The organism is Propionicimonas paludicola, from assembly GCF_002563675.1.
Lineage (GTDB): Bacteria > Actinomycetota > Actinomycetes > Propionibacteriales > Propionibacteriaceae > Propionicimonas > Propionicimonas paludicola.
This window is the reverse complement of sequence record NZ_PDJC01000001.1, coordinates 919,046-933,931: the sequence shown is the minus strand read 5'-3', so window position 1 is coordinate 933,931 and position 14,886 is coordinate 919,046. Positions and strand designations below refer to the sequence as shown.

At 69.0% G+C, this 14,886-nt stretch carries 21 protein-coding genes and 1 tRNA gene; 20 read left to right on the top strand and 2 right to left on the bottom strand.

Annotated features, from left to right (window positions below; translation table 11 throughout):
• Nucleotides 1-109 precede the first annotated feature (109 nt).
• Together ATK74_RS04240 and ATK74_RS04235 are read left to right on the top strand one after the other, a co-directional pair.
• Complete coding sequence (locus ATK74_RS04240; RefSeq protein WP_098459880.1) at nt 110-949, top strand: hypothetical protein; 840 nt, start codon at nt 110-112, stop codon at nt 947-949.
• Nucleotides 946-1,752: an HAD family hydrolase gene (locus tag ATK74_RS04235; RefSeq protein ID WP_098459879.1), complete on the top strand. Its 807-nt coding sequence runs from the start codon at nt 946-948 to the stop codon at nt 1,750-1,752. The genes ATK74_RS04240 and ATK74_RS04235 overlap by 4 nt, the downstream gene beginning before the upstream one ends.
• Here the strand turns inward: ATK74_RS04235 and ATK74_RS04230 are convergent.
• Complete coding sequence (locus ATK74_RS04230) at nt 1,741-3,198, bottom strand: MFS transporter (protein WP_098459878.1); 1,458 nt, start codon at nt 3,196-3,198, stop codon at nt 1,741-1,743. The genes ATK74_RS04235 and ATK74_RS04230 overlap by 12 nt on opposite strands.
• Complete coding sequence (locus tag ATK74_RS04225; protein ID WP_098459877.1) at nt 3,195-4,565, bottom strand: M20/M25/M40 family metallo-hydrolase; 1,371 nt, start codon at nt 4,563-4,565, stop codon at nt 3,195-3,197. The genes ATK74_RS04230 and ATK74_RS04225 overlap by 4 nt, the downstream gene beginning before the upstream one ends.
• A 73-nt stretch (nt 4,566-4,638) precedes the next feature.
• Here ATK74_RS04225 and ATK74_RS04220 point away from each other — a divergent pair, with 73 nt between their 5' ends.
• From ATK74_RS04220 to ATK74_RS04140, 18 genes are all read left to right on the top strand, one after another.
• A complete protein-coding gene (locus ATK74_RS04220) occupies nt 4,639-5,358 on the top strand; it encodes an NAD-dependent protein deacylase (RefSeq protein ID WP_098459876.1) in 720 nt (239 codons plus the stop codon).
• A 53-nt stretch (nt 5,359-5,411) separates the two neighbouring features.
• Complete coding sequence (gene ligD / locus ATK74_RS04215) at nt 5,412-6,764, top strand: non-homologous end-joining DNA ligase (RefSeq protein WP_098459875.1); 1,353 nt, start codon at nt 5,412-5,414, stop codon at nt 6,762-6,764.
• A gap of 35 nt (nt 6,765-6,799) precedes the next feature.
• On the top strand, nt 6,800-7,180 hold the full coding sequence (locus ATK74_RS04210) for a (deoxy)nucleoside triphosphate pyrophosphohydrolase (protein WP_098459874.1): 381 nt from the start codon (nt 6,800-6,802) through the stop codon (nt 7,178-7,180).
• A 17-nt stretch (nt 7,181-7,197) separates the two neighbouring features.
• A complete protein-coding gene (locus ATK74_RS04205) occupies nt 7,198-7,692 on the top strand; it encodes a hypothetical protein (protein ID WP_098459873.1) in 495 nt (164 codons plus the stop codon).
• 35 nt (nt 7,693-7,727) lie between these two features.
• Nucleotides 7,728-7,803: transfer RNA gene (locus tag ATK74_RS04200), tRNA-Asn, on the top strand.
• Between the two features lie 347 nt (nt 7,804-8,150).
• Entirely contained in the window at nt 8,151-8,378 is a 228-nt protein-coding gene (locus ATK74_RS04195; RefSeq protein ID WP_169923732.1) for a helix-turn-helix domain-containing protein, read from the top strand.
• A complete protein-coding gene (locus ATK74_RS15675) occupies nt 8,378-8,500 on the top strand; it encodes a hypothetical protein (RefSeq protein WP_281255359.1) in 123 nt (40 codons plus the stop codon). The genes ATK74_RS04195 and ATK74_RS15675 overlap by 1 nt, the downstream gene beginning before the upstream one ends.
• The gene (locus ATK74_RS04190; RefSeq protein WP_098459871.1) at nt 8,497-8,697 is read left to right on the top strand and encodes a hypothetical protein; all 201 of its coding nucleotides are present in this window, start codon (nt 8,497-8,499) and stop codon (nt 8,695-8,697) included. The genes ATK74_RS15675 and ATK74_RS04190 overlap by 4 nt, the downstream gene beginning before the upstream one ends.
• On the top strand, nt 8,694-9,056 hold the full coding sequence (locus ATK74_RS04185; RefSeq protein ID WP_098459870.1) for a hypothetical protein: 363 nt from the start codon (nt 8,694-8,696) through the stop codon (nt 9,054-9,056). The genes ATK74_RS04190 and ATK74_RS04185 overlap by 4 nt, the downstream gene beginning before the upstream one ends.
• Nucleotides 9,053-9,859 (top strand): phage antirepressor KilAC domain-containing protein, encoded by an 807-nt coding sequence (locus ATK74_RS04180; protein WP_098459869.1) that lies wholly within the window; start codon nt 9,053-9,055, stop codon nt 9,857-9,859. Before ATK74_RS04185 ends, ATK74_RS04180 begins: the two co-directional genes overlap by 4 nt.
• Nucleotides 9,856-10,212: a DUF3846 domain-containing protein gene (locus tag ATK74_RS04175; protein WP_098459868.1), complete on the top strand. Its 357-nt coding sequence runs from the start codon at nt 9,856-9,858 to the stop codon at nt 10,210-10,212. Before ATK74_RS04180 ends, ATK74_RS04175 begins: the two co-directional genes overlap by 4 nt.
• Nucleotides 10,209-11,162: a PD-(D/E)XK nuclease-like domain-containing protein gene (locus ATK74_RS04170; protein ID WP_169923731.1), complete on the top strand. Its 954-nt coding sequence runs from the start codon at nt 10,209-10,211 to the stop codon at nt 11,160-11,162. Before ATK74_RS04175 ends, ATK74_RS04170 begins: the two co-directional genes overlap by 4 nt.
• 11 nt (nt 11,163-11,173) lie before the next feature.
• The gene (locus ATK74_RS15485) at nt 11,174-12,469 is read left to right on the top strand and encodes a recombinase RecT (protein ID WP_098459866.1); all 1,296 of its coding nucleotides are present in this window, start codon (nt 11,174-11,176) and stop codon (nt 12,467-12,469) included.
• 31 nt (nt 12,470-12,500) lie between these two features.
• A complete protein-coding gene (locus tag ATK74_RS04160; RefSeq protein ID WP_098459865.1) occupies nt 12,501-12,935 on the top strand; it encodes a hypothetical protein in 435 nt (144 codons plus the stop codon).
• Nucleotides 12,935-14,002: a hypothetical protein gene (locus tag ATK74_RS04155; RefSeq protein ID WP_098459864.1), complete on the top strand. Its 1,068-nt coding sequence runs from the start codon at nt 12,935-12,937 to the stop codon at nt 14,000-14,002. The genes ATK74_RS04160 and ATK74_RS04155 overlap by 1 nt, the downstream gene beginning before the upstream one ends.
• Entirely contained in the window at nt 13,999-14,352 is a 354-nt protein-coding gene (locus tag ATK74_RS04150) for a hypothetical protein (RefSeq protein ID WP_098459863.1), read from the top strand. Before ATK74_RS04155 ends, ATK74_RS04150 begins: the two co-directional genes overlap by 4 nt.
• Nucleotides 14,336-14,629, top strand: a complete 294-nt coding sequence (locus ATK74_RS04145; RefSeq protein WP_098459862.1) for a hypothetical protein — start codon at nt 14,336-14,338, stop codon at nt 14,627-14,629. The genes ATK74_RS04150 and ATK74_RS04145 overlap by 17 nt, the downstream gene beginning before the upstream one ends.
• Nucleotides 14,626-14,886: a hypothetical protein gene (locus ATK74_RS04140; protein ID WP_143483561.1), complete on the top strand. Its 261-nt coding sequence runs from the start codon at nt 14,626-14,628 to the stop codon at nt 14,884-14,886. The genes ATK74_RS04145 and ATK74_RS04140 overlap by 4 nt, the downstream gene beginning before the upstream one ends.

Here is a 14,886-nt window from a genome sequence, read left to right as displayed (position 1 = left end):
TACCGGCTGGTGGTAGCCGCAACCTGTGACCGAACCAGGCGGCCGGATGCGGGCCTGCGCAGGTGCGGCACAATGGGTTCACCTCGGTTCCCGAGCCCGATTGGACGAGATGAGCACACCGACCCCGGACGGCCAGCCTGCCGCGCGGCCGTTTCCGTTGCTCGCCTCCGATCCGCCGAAGGTCGGCGACTACTGGATCGACGCCCGGCTGACCGCGGCCGCCTCCGGTGTGGCCTACCTGGGCCATGACCCGGTGAACACCTCAGCCATCGTGATCCTGCTGTCCGAGGGTGCCGCCGGCGATGCCGCGGCCCGGGATCGGTTCGCCGGACTGATCAATCAGCTGCACATCGACACCGTGTTGGCCCGCGGCGGTCACGGTCAGGACGACGGACGTCTGGCCGTCCGGTTCCGTCCGGACACCGACGACCCGGCGGTCGGCGACGAGCTGCCGGACACCCCCTGGGTGGCTCTGGCCTATGACGCCAGCGCGGCTTCGGTAGCCGAGGCTCAGCGGATTCTGGACGACGTGGCCCTGATCGGGGTGGCTGCCCAAGGCCGTCCGACCGGCCCGGACTACCGGCTGCACTGGATCGACCAGGTGCGTCCGGGGATCGCCAAGCTGTGGCCGCTGCCCTGGCCGGGCCGCCACGATCGGGCCGGCTGGGGATCGATCCTGGCCTCCTGGCTGCTGATGATCCTGCTGTGCGCACTGGCGGTCCTGATCGCCATCCTGCTCTTCCAACAGGCACCGACGCAGGCCCCGCGGCCTCCGGTGCCGACCACCGGGTCGCCGAACGCCACCGTGACCGTGTCGTCCAGTGCGTCGCCCAGCCCGTCACCGTCGCCGAGCAGCTCTTCGCCGTCCTCGGCCAGCCCGTCCCCCTCGCCGGGGGCAAGCTCGCCGTCAGGTTCGGCCGGCTCACCGAGCCCGAACTCACGGCTATGACTCGGCCGCGGCTGATCGCCACCGACCTGGACGGCACCTTCTTGAACTCGCGCAGCGAGGTGTCGCCGCTGAACGCGTCCGCGGTGCTGCGAGCAGCCGAGCTCGGGGTGCCGTTCGTGGTGGCCACCGGACGTCCCAGCCGCTGGCTGGGGGTGCTCGACCAGCTCAGTTCTGCGCACCCGCAGGTGATCGTGAGCAACGGCGCCGCCGTCGTCGAACTGGGCACCCACAAGGTCCTTCACGAGTTCCCGCTGCCGGCCGAGGTGGCCTTGGCGGTGGCCGAGGAACTGCGTCCGGTGATCCCGGGGATCAGCTTCGGCTTCGAGACCGGCACCGGCTTCGGCTGTGAGCCCGACTCGCCCTCGCGGCAACGCAACGAGCCCGGCCACCACTTGGGCACCCTCCCGGAGCTGGTCAGTTCGCTGGGCAAGGTGATCAAGCTGCTCGGCTTCCACCCGGAGCTGGCCTCGGACACCATGACCCAACTGGCCGCCCCGATCGTCGGTGAGCGGCTCACCCTCACGCACGCGGCCACTAGCCATCCCTACGGGATGATCGAGCTCACCGCGACCGGGATCAGCAAGGCCAGCACCTTGGCTCTGCTGTGCGCAGAACTCGGGATCGCCGCAGAGGACGTGGTTGCCTTCGGTGACATGCCCAACGATCTGGACATGCTGCAGTGGGCCGGACGCGGCTATGTGGTGGCCAACTGTCACGCCAGTCTCAAGCGGCCCGGGCTGCACCCGGTGCCCGGCAACGACGCCGACGGGGTCGGCGCCACCATCTTGGAGCTACTCCGCTGAACTCGGCTGGTCGCTGAAGGCCGTCTTCGGGACGAAGGCCAACGCGATGGCTGCTGCCAATGCGGTCAGGCCACACACCGTCCACACGGTCAGATAGCCGCTGAACGAGCCGGCCGTCCCGGCCGCCGTGCCGTCGGGATGAGTAGCCAGCGCGATCCCGAACACCGCGGACGCCACCGCGCCACCCACCGTCTTCACCGAGTTGGTCAGGCCGGTGGCCACACCGGTCTGGGTCGGCGGAGCGGCAGCCGCGGCAGCGGCCGGGAGGGCGGCCACCAGGGCACCGGAGCCGATCCCGGCGATCACCATGTTCAGCAGAGTCTCGACGAAGCTGGCGTGGAACGGCAGGAACAGCAGGTAGCCCACGGCCACCATGGCACTGGCCCCGATCAGCGCGACCCGGGGCGCGACCACCTTGGTCACCAGTGGCAGCAGCAGCGCGCCGACCGCCAGCATCAGCACGTAGACCCCGATCAGGATCGACGTCATCCCACTACTGGCGCCCAGGCCGTAGTGATAGATGGTCGGATCGGTTCGGGCGAAGGTGGACAGCGGCGCCTGGGCACCCAGCACGCTGACTCCGAACAGGCCGGCGGTCAGGAAGACCGGCCACAGCGCCGGGTTGGTGAACATCCGCACGTCCACCACCGGGTCGTCCTGGCGCAGCTCCCAGGCGATGAACGGCCACATCAGCACCAGGCCGACCAGGGTGACCACCCAGGCCAACAGGCTTCCGGGGCCGTAAACCCGCAACAGGAACAGGCCGCCGGTGAAGCCGAGCAGGGCGATGGCCACCAGGATCAGGCCGACGGTGTCGAAGCGTCCGCCGTGCAGCTCGGGCGACTCCTTGACCCCGAACCAGATGATGAAGAAGCAGGCGATCACCGCGATGGCCGGAATCCACAACACACTGGGCAGGCCGAGCACGCCGACCAGCTGGCCACCGGCCAGGGCGGCCACGATCACGCCGGTCTCCAGGGCGCCGACGAGCAGACCGGCCGCCCGCCGGGTGAGCGCGGCCGGATGACCGGTGGAACGGGCCCGGGAGTAGATCAGGGCGGTCTCCAGGGGCAGCCACACGATGTAGAAGCCCTGCAGTGACCAGGCCACCAGGAACAGCCAGAAGTTGCCGGCCAGCGGCATGGCGATGCTGGCCAGGGCGGTGACTGCGGTGGAGATCAGCAGCATCTTGCGATGCCCGATCATGTCGCCGAGCTTGGCGAAGGCCGGGATGATCAGGGCGGCGGCCATCATCTGGCCGCCTTCCAGCCAGTTCACATCGGCATCGGGGACGCCGAAGTAGCGGGCGATGTCGGTGAGCATCGGGGTGTAGAAGCCCTGGATCACCCCGCTGGTCAGCTCGACGAAGACCAGGAAGCCGACCACGGCACCCAGGGTGCCGAAGCGCACCCGGCCCGGGTCGGTGATCTGGGTGGGTGTGCTCATGCGGGTAGCCCTTTCAGCAGTGCCCGGTAGCAGCGCTCTCCGCGCTGCAAGGTCTCGATCGAGACATGTTCGTTGGTGCCGTGGATGCTGCCCCGCTGGGCGGCGTCCATCAGCAGCGGAGCGAAGCGGTAGACGTCCGGGGTGAACCGGTGCCAGTGCCGTCCGTCGGTGGCGGCCGTGGTCAGGTAGGGCAACACCGGGACGCCCGGGTAGCCGGCCTCGACCGCACTGGCCAGGAGTCGCCAGGCCGGGTTATCGAAGCCGGACTCCGGGGTCGGCTCATCGCCCTCGATCAGTTCGACGTTCACCGCTCGGTCGGCGATCACTCGGCGCAGCCGGGCCAGCACCCCGGCGGTGCTCTCCCCCACGTTCACCCGGATGTTCAGGGTGGCCGAGGCCTGTGATGGCAGCACATTGGCGCTGCTGCCGCCGGCCAGCATGGTCGCGGCCAGGCTGGTCTGGACCAGCACCCGGGCGTCCGGGCCGGCCAAAGTGAGCAACCGGCTGGTCAGCGCAGGGACAGTCAGCGCGGCCCGGTAGAGCCGGGCGTACTTCGGCTCAGCGTGCTCGGCGATGGCGGCCAGCAACTGCCGGACGGTCTTGGGCAGCCGGATCGGGAACGGATTGTGGTTGAGCCGGTTCACCGCCCGCGAGATCCGGCCGACCGCGGTCAGCCCGGACGGCGCGGACGCATGCCCGCCGGTGCCTGTGGTGCTCAGCCGGACGGTCATCACACCCTTCTCGGCCAGCCCGACCATGCCGAACCAGCCGCTGACACCGGGGAACGGAATCTCGGTGATGGCGCCGCCCTCGTCCAGCACGAACCAGGGCCGGACGCCGCGGTCGCGCAGGGTGGCCGCGATCTGCTGCGCCGAACGTCCGTAGACCTCCTCGTCGCCGCCCAGGCAGATCAGCACCTCGCGGGCCGGCGTCCAGCCCTCGGCCAGCAGGTTCTCCACGGCCTCCAGCAGCACACAGACCGCACCCTTGTCGTCCAGGGCACCGCGGCCCCAGACGTGGCCGTCGGCGATCTCACCGGAGAACGGCGGTTTCGTCCATTCGGCTTCCTGGCCGGCCACCGGAACCACGTCGTAGTGGCCCATCAGCACCACCGGCGCGGCCTCGCTGGGCTGAGCCGGCCGCCAGCGGAAGACCAGGCCGAGCTCGCCGATCCGCTCGGTCTCCAGGCGGGTGTGGGTCAGCGGGTAGAGCTCGGCCAGCAGCGCGTGGAAGTCGGTGAACGGGCCGGGGCCGGTCTGTTCGTACTCGGCCGACACGGTGGGGTGTTGGATCATGGCGGCGAGCCGCTCGCCGATTCCTTCTCTGGCCGGCGCAGGGTCGGTCGGCGCGGGCAACTGCTGGTGCATGGCGGGCAGCCTATTCCTGGCCGGAATCGTGCGCTGACGTGCCCGCACGTCGGCCGGGAGCTAGGGTCGAACCGTGAGTGAACAACTGGCCGAAGTGATCGCGTCCGCACGGCGGATCGTCTTCTTCGGCGGTGCCGGGGTCTCCACCGAGAGCGGCATCCCGGACTTCCGTTCCGGGAAGGGTCTCTACCAGCGCTGGCTGGGCCCCTACTTCTCCCCCGAAGACATCCTCAGCCATCACTTCTTCACCAACCACACCGCCGAGTTCTTCGACTACTACCGCAAGAACCTGCTGCATCCACAGGCCAAGCCGAACCCGGCCCACCTGGCCCTGGCGAAGCTGGAGGCCCAGGGCAAGCTGAGCGCGGTGATCACGCAGAACATCGACGGGCTGCATCAGGCGGCCGGCTCACAGCGGGTGCTGGAACTGCACGGCAGTGTGCTGCGCAACCGGTGCGTGCGCTGCGGCACCAGCTACCCCATGGAGAGGATCCTGGAGGCCGAGGGCATTCCGCGCTGCGAGTGCGGTGCCACGGTGAAGCCGGACGTCGTCTTGTACGGCGAGTCGCTCAACCAGCAGGTGCTGGACGAGGCCGTCGCCGAACTGGCCGCGGCCGACACTCTGATCGTCGGCGGCACGTCCCTGGTCGTCCAGCCCGCTGCCGGGCTGACCAGGGCCTTCACCGGTGAGCATCTGGTGCTGATCAACTCCAGCCGGACCGCACTGGACTCCCACGCCGAGCTGGTGATCCGGGAGCCGATCGGCCAGGCACTGGGTTCGGCGGTCAGCTAGCCAGGTACAGCCGGCTATCGACGCCCGATCGGCGGCTGAGCAAGGATGGCTCCATGAGCAGCGAGCGGGTGGCCATCGACGGTCATGAGCTCGCCCTGACCAACCTGGACAAGGTGCTCTACCCGGCCACCGGCACCACCAAAGCCGAGGTGATCGCCTACTACGCCGAAGTGGCCCAGGTGATGCTGCCGCATCTGCGGCAGCGTCCGATCACCCGCAAGCGCTACCCCGATGGCGTCGGGGACGGCACCGAGCCGGGAGGAGTCTTCTTCGCCAAGAACCTGGCCGAGGGAACCCCCGACTGGGTGCGCCGCTACCGGATCGAACACCGCTCCGGCCCGAACGACTACCCGGTGGCCGACGATGTGGCCACCCTGGTCTGGCTGGCCCAACTGGCCGCCTTGGAGTTACACGTCCCGCAGTGGCGGTTCGCGGCCGACGGAACCCCGCAGCCACCGGACCGGCTGGTGCTCGACCTCGACCCGGGCGAGGGCGTTGAACTGGGGGCCTGCGCGGAGGTGGCCGGCTGGGTCGGAGAGGCGCTGGCCGGGGCCGGGCTGACCGCATTCCCGGTGACCAGCGGCAGCAAGGGCATCCATCTCTATGCGTCCCTGGACGGCTCGCTGAGCACCGAAGAGGCCTCGACGGTGGCCCACGAGCTGGCCAACGCTCTGCAGGCCGCCCATCCAGATCGGGTCACGTCGGTGATGCGCCGCTCCGGGCGCGACGGCAAGGTGTTCCTGGACTGGAGTCAGAACAACGGCTCCAAGACCACGGTCTCGCCGTACTCGCTGCGTGGCCGAGAGCGTCCCTGGGTGGCCGCCCCGCGCAGCTGGGACGAGCTGAGCCGGCCCGGGCTGCGCCAGTTGGAGTTCGGCGAGGTGCTGGAGCGGCTCCCCGACGGCGACCTGCTCGCTGGGCTGCTCACTCGGCCCGATCGGCTGGCCACGTACCGCAGCCTGCGCGATGGCGCCAAGACTCCCGAGCCGGTGCCGGCCGAGCCGGCTCCGCCCAGCAGTGGCCGCTCGTTCGTCGTCCATGAGCATCACGCCCGGCGGCTGCACTACGACTTCCGGCTCGAGCACGACGGGGTGTTGGTCAGCTGGGCCGTGCCGAAAGGTCTGCCGACCGATCCCCAGCGGAACCGACTGGCCGTCCAGACCGAGGATCATCCGCTGGCCTACGGCAGCTTCGAGGGGACGATCCCGGCCGGCCAGTACGGGGCCGGCACCGTCCGGATCTGGGACGCCGGCAGCTACGAGCTGGAGAAGTGGCGCGACAACGAGGTGATCATCACCCTGCATGGACGGCCCGACGGCGGCCTGGCCGGGCGTCCGACCCGGTTCGCGCTGATCCGAACCGACGAAAACTGGCTGATGCATCTGATGGCCCCTGCCCCGGACTAGGGGTCATGTGAGACAGTGGCAATGAGGGGGTGCGGATGGACGTCGTGGCTGCGGTGTTCGCCGAGCAGGACTATGTGCTGGCCTGTCGGCGCCGTCCACACCTGCGCTCCGGCGGCCGCTGGGAGTTCCCCGGCGGAAAGGTCGAGTCCGGCGAGGATCCGCAAGACGCCCTGGCTCGCGAACTGCGCGAGGAACTCGACGTCGAAGCCGAAATCGGCGCACTCCTGGATCGCACGACCACCTGGACGCCCACCGGGCCGATCAGCCTGGCCTGCTACGTCGTCCGCTCGCTGACCCCGTTGCCGGCCACCAGCCCCGACCACGACGTGATCTCCTGGTTCGACCGGGCCCGACTGGCTGCCTTGAACTGGGCCGAGCCTGATCGTCCGGCCATGTGGAAGCTGATCGTCAGCTGAGCGCGCACAATAGTGTCATGGCACTGTTCACACGGCTCCGGATCGACCCCGACCTGGCCACGCTGATCGGGCGAAGTGCTGTGCTTGCTGTTGGGACCACCGCGGACGGCCAGGTCGTGGCCACCACCGACAGCCTCTGGTACGCCACCGGCGACGGCTGGCGTCACCAGCCCTGGCACCAGATCACCCACGGCGGCTGGGACCGCAACGAGTTGCGACTGCGCTGGCACGACCAGGAGCGCGTCGAGCACTCGCTGCACCTGACCGAGACCGGCCGGGTGCCCGAAGTCTTCAACGAGCGCGTCACCGAGAGCATCGTGGTGCAGCGGGTCGTCGACCTGATTGGCCCGGGCGCTGCCGTGATCACGGCCCGTCGCGACCTCGGCAACCCCGACGCCGCCCTGGACTGGCGCCTCGAGCCGACCACCGGGACCAGCCTCGACGCGGTGCAATCCGACCGCCGAGTGGCCTCCGAGTTGGCCCGATTGAGGTCCGAGTACGACGTTCGCTGAAGTTCTGCTAACGTACCTACTCGCGCCCAGCGCGATCCCCTGTAGCTCAATTGGCAGAGCGTCGGACTGTTAATCCGTAGGTTCCTGGTTCGAGTCCAGGCGGGGGAGCCATTACGGCCCCGGTGAAGAACACCCCGGGGTCGACCTGTATCAGGCTCGCGATCTCGATGAGGTCGTTTGAGTCGTAGGGTGTGGCGCCGCGGTCTCGGCGTCCCCAGTAGGCGACGCTCTGGCCGATCAGCCGTTCGAGGTGGCTGATCTTGATTCCGTGGCGTGCCAGTTCGGCGCGGACGTTTGAGGCGACTGGGTTCGCGATGCGTAGCGGCTGCACTTCACTCATGTGACTAGGGTACATACGCTCAGCGAACGAAGCAAGGCATAGAGCGCACAAAACGACACGCCCAGAACTTGGCCAGTTCGCTTGACGCACTCTCCTGCCAGCGCTAAGAATGTGCGCTATGCGAACAAACCCGACGGCCACGACACAGCGCACCGCTGCCCACGTCCGAGGCCTCATCGCTTCCCGCAACCTCAGCCGCGCCGAAGTCGCCGCCGCCATCGGCATGTCCGAGGCCGCCTTCGGACGTCGAGTCCGCGGCCAGATCCCGTTCAACGTCGACGAGGTCGAGAAGCTCGCCATCCTGTTCGGCGTCCCCGCCAGCCGCTTCCTCGAAGAGGTGGCGTGATGGTCGCCTGGGAGCTGGCCACCATCGTGACCCGCGGCATCTGCGTCCTGGTCCTACTCGCAGCCGGCTACGTCGCCGGATCGATCGTGTGGGCCCGCTTCGCGGCCAGGAGCTCACGATGAAGGCCCCGAACCACGGCAAGCTCGTCCGCGTCGTCCTGCCCGCCGGCACCGTGCTCGGCTACGGGCAGCTCGGCTACACCCCGGGCATTTCCAAGCCGACCCACCAGGACGGGCTGTCGGGCCTGACACTGTTCGACACCGACGCGCCGTGCCCGATTCGGCTCATCACGACCGACCGGATCGAGGTCCTTTCGTGACCGCCACCGATCCGCGGAAGCTCCGCGGCAGCATGGCCGGACCAGGCGGCCCATTCGACAACGGCGGGGTCGTGATCGACGGCCAGAACGCCGTGCTCCTCGAGGGCGTCGGCGTGGCCGCGGTAAAGCCCGAGTCTGGTAGCGACTCCGATGGGCACATGATTGCGATGCTGCTGAACGGTCGCGTGAACAACACCACCGACCAGGCCGACGTGCTGTTCCTGTTCGACGTCGACGGCGCCGCCTCGATCATCACCGAACTCGTCGACCTGGCCGCCCGGATGGGAAGTGGTGGCGAACTGACGACCGCGATCGAAGCGGCCTACGCGGCCATCGACGCAGAGCTGGGCCGGTCATGAGCGCCCATCTGGCGGCCGCGCCGACCTCACCGTTCGAGGCGATCCGGCAAGCCCATCCGTCCGGCGCTGAGCGCTGGTCAGCGCGCGACCTCATGCCGCTCATGGGCTACTCGTCGTGGCAGAACTTCCAGGTCCCGATGGACCGGGCGAAGAAGGCGTGCGAGAACCAGGGCCTGGACCCGGACCGGAACTTTATGGGATCCCGCAAAGTTTCCGGCGGCCGCGGCCCCGACCAGTTCGACTACCTCCTGACCCGGTTCGCCGCCTACCTCGTCGCGATGAACGGTGACCCGAACAAGCCGGCCGTCGCCGCCGCGCAGGCCTACTTCGCTGTCCGGACCCGCGAGGCTGAGCTGCACCCGAGCCGGGCACTCCCCCAGAGTTACGCCGAGGCGCTGCGGGCGCTCGCTGACGAGTCCGAAGCGCACGAGCTCGCGAAGGCACGCATCGGTGAGCTGGAGCCGCCCGCGAAAGCGTGGCTGCACCTCGTCGACGCGGCCGGCGACTACTCGGTTGCGGACACCGCGAAGATGCTCTCCCGTGATCCGGCGATCCAGATCGGGCAGAACGGCTTGTTCCGGTTCATGGGCAAGCACCGGTGGCTGTACGAGCGCCGCGGCGACTGGCACCCCTACCAGGACAAGGTCGACGCCGGCTTGCTGACGATGCGAGCGAACCCGCCCTACTGGAATGACCGTCTCGGCCGGGAGCAGGTGCCGGCACCCACCGTTCGCGTGACCGCGAAGGGACTCCACAAGCTGTACGCCGAACTCGGCGGCACTGACCTGAACGAGGAAGCATGACCGACACCCCGACGCTGCGTGGCGTCCTCATCCCGGCCGACCCGGACCAGCCGGTGAAGCTCGTCCACTACGAACCGCAGCACGTCGCGAAGGCGATCGGCGCTGAGTGGTTCGAGCTGCTGTACTCCGTCGAGCTGTCCGGCTTGGACCTGGTCCTGGTCGTCGACGAGGAAGGCCAGCGCCAGTACCGCGCCTTCAATGGCCGTGCGAGTGGCTTCCGGGGCTGGCCGCTGGTCGGTGACGTCCTGGTCGCCGCTGAAGGCCTCGACGACGAAGGCGACCGGGAGCTCACCAGCCTGACCGACCACCAGCTCACGTGGCTGGCCTCGATCCTGGGCGAGGTGCAGAAGTGACCGATCCGACGACCATTGCCCCGGCCGGCCCGCCGACGATCAACGCTCCCGGGTTCTACTCCGGGATCCCCGACGAGCTGTACCACACCGGCTGGATCGACGTCGACGGCAACGTCATCAAGACGTGGTCCCGGTCGCAGCTGAAGGACTGGCGGTCGGCGCCGACGCCGGCGCACTTCCTCGACCCGGAGCCGCCGCGCACCAGGACCCAGGAACGGAAGTTCGACCTCGGATCCGCTGCGCACCTCCTGGTCCTCGGGAAGGGTCCGCTGCTGCTCGACATTGGCCGCGACGACTGGCGATCGCCGAAGGTCAACCAGGCCGCCGAGGAGTTCGAGGCTCGTGGTGGGCTCGCGCTGCGGAGCCGCGACTATCGCATGGTCCAGGACATGGCCGCTGCGACCCGGCACCATCCGACCGCGGCGGAGATCCTCTCCGACGGTCACGCCGAGGTGTCCGGCTACTGGTGCGACCCGGAGACCCACCTGTGGCTGCGGATCCGGCCCGACTGGCTGACCGGTGACGAGGTCGACGACTACAAGACCGCCGAGTCGGCGGCCGCGGACGAGTTCGGCAAGGCTGTTGCGAACTACGGCTACGACATGCAGACCGCGATGTACCTCGACGTCGCCCAGGCGCTCGGGCATCCGGCGCGCCGGTTCCGCTACATCGTGCAGGAGAAGACCGCGCCGTTCCGGGTGTGCGTCTACGAGCTCGACCCGGACGCTGTCGAGCTGGGCCGCTGGAAGTACCGGACCGCGCTGGCCGAGCTGGCCGCCGCACTGGATGCCGACGACTTCCCCGGCTACCCGGAAGAGACCGTGACGCTGTCGCTGCCCTATTGGGCGTTCCCGCGTGACTGGCGAACCAGCCAGGCCGTCGACGGCGCCGACCCCGAAACCTCCACGACCGGCGACGTCTTCGCCTTCCTCGACTCCATCAACCAGTAAGGGACTCCACCATGACCGAACCCACCAAGGACGTCGAGCACGTCAAGCCCGCCGAACTCGTCGAGCGGTACCGCGGTAGCTTCACCAGCCTGCTGCCGACCCATCTGCGCCAGGAGGACGGAGGCGACACCTGGATCGGCTCGGTGCTGTCGGTGCTGCGCACGAACCCGCAGGTCGCGACCGCCGCCTTGAACGACAACGCCGCGTTCCTGCGTGCGCTCGTCCCCGCTGCGCAGCGTGGCCTGACGCCGGGCACCGAGGAGTACTACCTGGTGCCGTTCTCGCCGCGCCGCGGTGAGCCGCAGATCGTTCAGGGCATCATCGGCTACCAGGGCCTGATCGAGCTGATCTACCGTGCCGGCGCGGTCTCGTCGGTGATCGTCGAGGTCGTGAAGCGGAACGACGAGTTCAGCTACGACCCCGGCGTCGACGAGCGGCCCCACCACAAGGTCGACTGGTTCGGAGGCGATCGCGGCGAGCTGATCGGCGCCTACGCCTACGCGCGGATGCGCGACGGTGCCACGTCGAAGGTCGTCATCATCGGCCCCGAAGAGGTGCAGAAGGCCAAGTCGAAGTCCGCGTCGGCCGCGTCCAACTACTCGCCGTGGAACACGAACCCTGAGGCGATGTGGATGAAGACCGCCGCCCGGCAGCTCGCCAAGTGGGTCCCCACGTCCGCGGAGTACCGGCGCCAGCAGCTCCGTGACGCGCAAGCCGTCCTCGCTGAGGATCGCCGCAACGGCATGATCGTGTCCGGCCTGGCCGACATTCCCGTGTCGAGCCCTGCCGAGGGAGAGACCGTCGACCCGGTCACCGGCGAAGTGCTGACTGAGGGCGACATCGTCGACGCTGAGCTCGTCGACACCACCAAGCCGGATCCGGGACTGGACGCCGGGGGGCAGTCCACGGGGAAGCCCGGATCCACCAAGGGGGCGCCGGTGGCGGCCGGCGCCCCCGCCACAACCCCGGCCCCGGCCGTGCAGATCGTCGACGCGACCCCGCCGGCCGAGCAGGCCCCGATCGACGTCATCCCCGAAGCCGTACCGCTGATCACGAACAAGCAGAAGTCGCTGCTGCGTGGCCGCTGCGCCGACCTCGGGATCCAGTCCGACCTGCAGCTGAAGCTGACGTACTTCGACCTGATCCTGCAGCGCCCCGAAGGGCAGCAGCTCGCTGCGGTCGACGACCTGACCAGTGCCGAGGCCGACCAGATCCTCGCTGTCCTGCAGCCGATGGCTACCAAGGCCGACCTTGAAGCGTGGGGTGCGGGCCAGGTCGCGCTCACCACCGAACCCGAAACCGACTGACCCACCACAACCCTGAAGGGACTCCACCACTATGAGCCAGAAGCTGAAGCTGGCCGGGAAGCTGCCCGGCAACGAAATGATCAACGGCCTGGACCCGCTCGCTGAGCAGCTGGCCGCTCGCTGGAACGACTCCGACGCCGAGAACCCGGCCGCGGTCCTCGTGATCGGGATCATGCGCGTCCGCAAGCTCGAGGTCGTCGCTGGCGACGACGGCCGGCAGCACGTGCCGACGTTGGAGCTGTCCCGGGTTGAGCCGCTCGGTGTGCTCGGGGCCGAGAACATCGACGGGTTGGGTTTGGCGTCGGTGGAGCATCAGAAGATCCTGCTGAGGGCGGCCGAGGCGCGGACCGGTGACACTCCGTTGCCGATCGACGCTGAGTCCGTCGACGATGCGCAGATCACGGTGATCGGTGACGGTGTCGAGGGTGGCGCCCAGGTCCTCGAGTTCGGTCGTGGCGGTGAGTGATGGCTGAGATCGAAACGGTGGAGGTCTGGTCTGACCGGCAGGTGGCCGAGGTCGTGTCGAAGCTGTCCCGGGGCAGCACGCCGGCGCAGGTGGCCACGTCGACGCATCTGCCGCTGGAGGTCGTTGAGCAGGTCGGGAAGCTGTACGGCTACCCGTCGATTGCTGACCTGACGCGGGCGTCGAAGCAGCTCGCGAAGAAGCTCCGTGACGCCGCCGAGGGGCAGAGCGCCATCAGCCCGAAGGTGATGCAGACCATCGACGTCAACGCGGCCGTCGCGGCCGCCGAGGAGACGGCCGGCGACATCGCCGAAGACCAGCAGGTGAACGACTCCCTCGTTCAGGAGGGCAAGCTGGTCCCGGTGCAATTCCCGGTCCCGCAGGACGCCGATGCCGCCCCCGCTGAGCCTGAGAGCCCCAAGTACGCCAACGGCGGCCCGGTATTACCCGGCCACGTCGTCGTCGTCGATGGGCCGGGCTGTCTCACGCAGGCCTTCTTCCCTGAAGCCTCCCCCGCCATGTCGGAGCAACACGAAGGTGGGGAGGACGCACCCGTTCCGGCTGAGCAACCGGCGGGTGTGGCCGAGGAGCCGTCGATCCCGCCGGCCGATCCTGACCCTTCTTCGGTCAGCTGGTTCGGTCCGGGTCCGAGAACGATCGAACGGCTCCTCGGCGCAGCTCGGCAGGCCGGTACGCCGGCGATGTTGGAGATCGTCGCAGCGATCGAGCAGAAGACGAACGAGCTGGTCGACCTAGTCGAAATGCACGAGAAGCTGGAGCAGGAGCTGGTCCTGGCGGAGGCGCGCGTTGCGGAGCTGCGGGCAGCACTGTCGGAGATCTCCGGCACGCCGGCGAGCAGGCCGGTGTTGACGGTTGTGCCTGATCCTGAGACGCCGGCGGTGCCGGCCCGGGACGGGGACGTGTGGCCGTTGTTGCCGGTCGAGGTGCGGCGTCAGATCTTGCCGTGGGCGATCGAGCACCGTGTTCACCATGCAGCTCGTGGCCGTCAGTCCGCTGCGACTGTCGACGCGTTCCTGGCCGCTCATCCGGATCTGGATCCGCGGCGATGAGCATCGAGGAGACGATCGCCGATCTGGAGGCTCGGAAGGCGCAGCTCGAAGCGGCCGCCGACCTGCTCGGCCGGAACACCTGCATCGGCGGGATCGTGGGCGGAATGGCGGCGGCGTACGCGCGGGCGACCATGCTGGTCACGCTTGGGGCGGCCTCGGACTTTGTGGCCCAGGCGTGCGCTCAGGAAGCGGACAAGCTCCGCGAGCTCGGCGATGCGATCCCGGGCCTGATCGCGATGCTGGAGCTGGCCCAGATGCTGCGCGGCGTCCACAACGTCGACGAGCTGCGCGTCCTGAAGGCTGCTCGTGAGGCGGCGGCTGCGGGGGTGGGCCATGTTGACGGTCACTGAAGCGAACGCGGTCAATAAGGTGTTGCGTGAGCTCGTCAGCGTCCCCCAGGCCGCAGACAAGGGTCTGATCGAGGCGGCTGTGCTGCTCGCTGAGCATGCGCATCAGCGGCTCGGTGCCGGCCTGACGAAGGCCGAGGTGCGGGCGGCGTTGACCGTCCGGGTCTGCGCGGGGTGCGGCTGCACCGACGACAACGCCTGCGTGACCCGTGAGGGGCCGTGCTGGTGGATCAACGACGACTTGTGCTCGGCGTGCGCGAGATTGGCGGTCGGGTCGTGACCGGGGATGCTGCGGTCGACACCACGGTGTCGCTCGTGCCGCGGACCGCTCGCGGTCTGTGCCCGACCTGCGGGACCCGGTTCACCGCGATCGGACCCGAGGCGCGCCCCGCGCTGCAGGCCGCCCTCGCCCAGCACGACCACGAGTGCGCAGACCTGCGCGCCGCGGCCGCGCTCCTCCCGAAGCCCGTCGATGATCCGGTGGCCCTGAACGACCTTCGGGCCGCGCTGCGCGTCATCTGGAAGCGAGCGTCCTGA

Bases quoted from the DNA above. Each gene is read 5' to 3' on its own strand.
- ATK74_RS04190 (WP_098459871.1), top strand. From the start codon at position 8,497: ATGAAGGCCCCGAACCACGGCAAGCTCGTCCGCGTCGTCCTGCCCGCC.
- ATK74_RS04150 (WP_098459863.1), top strand. From the start codon at position 13,999: ATGAGCATCGAGGAGACGATCGCCGATCTGGAGGCTCGGAAGGCGCAG.
- ATK74_RS15675 (WP_281255359.1), top strand. From the start codon at position 8,378: ATGGTCGCCTGGGAGCTGGCCACCATCGTGACCCGCGGCATCTGCGTC.
- ATK74_RS04230 (WP_098459878.1), bottom strand. From the start codon at position 3,198: ATGAGCACACCCACCCAGATCACCGACCCGGGCCGGGTGCGCTTCGGC.
- ATK74_RS04160 (WP_098459865.1), top strand. From the start codon at position 12,501: ATGAGCCAGAAGCTGAAGCTGGCCGGGAAGCTGCCCGGCAACGAAATG.
- ATK74_RS04235 (WP_098459879.1), top strand. From the start codon at position 946: ATGACTCGGCCGCGGCTGATCGCCACCGACCTGGACGGCACCTTCTTG.
- ATK74_RS04225 (WP_098459877.1), bottom strand. From the start codon at position 4,565: ATGCACCAGCAGTTGCCCGCGCCGACCGACCCTGCGCCGGCCAGAGAA.
- ATK74_RS04195 (WP_169923732.1), top strand. From the start codon at position 8,151: ATGCGAACAAACCCGACGGCCACGACACAGCGCACCGCTGCCCACGTC.
- ATK74_RS04240 (WP_098459880.1), top strand. From the start codon at position 110: ATGAGCACACCGACCCCGGACGGCCAGCCTGCCGCGCGGCCGTTTCCG.
- ATK74_RS04180 (WP_098459869.1), top strand. From the start codon at position 9,053: ATGAGCGCCCATCTGGCGGCCGCGCCGACCTCACCGTTCGAGGCGATC.
- ATK74_RS04145 (WP_098459862.1), top strand. From the start codon at position 14,336: ATGTTGACGGTCACTGAAGCGAACGCGGTCAATAAGGTGTTGCGTGAG.
- ATK74_RS04155 (WP_098459864.1), top strand. From the start codon at position 12,935: ATGGCTGAGATCGAAACGGTGGAGGTCTGGTCTGACCGGCAGGTGGCC.
- ATK74_RS04175 (WP_098459868.1), top strand. From the start codon at position 9,856: ATGACCGACACCCCGACGCTGCGTGGCGTCCTCATCCCGGCCGACCCG.
- ATK74_RS04205 (WP_098459873.1), top strand. From the start codon at position 7,198: ATGGCACTGTTCACACGGCTCCGGATCGACCCCGACCTGGCCACGCTG.
- ligD (WP_098459875.1), top strand. From the start codon at position 5,412: ATGAGCAGCGAGCGGGTGGCCATCGACGGTCATGAGCTCGCCCTGACC.
- ATK74_RS15485 (WP_098459866.1), top strand. From the start codon at position 11,174: ATGACCGAACCCACCAAGGACGTCGAGCACGTCAAGCCCGCCGAACTC.
- ATK74_RS04210 (WP_098459874.1), top strand. From the start codon at position 6,800: ATGGACGTCGTGGCTGCGGTGTTCGCCGAGCAGGACTATGTGCTGGCC.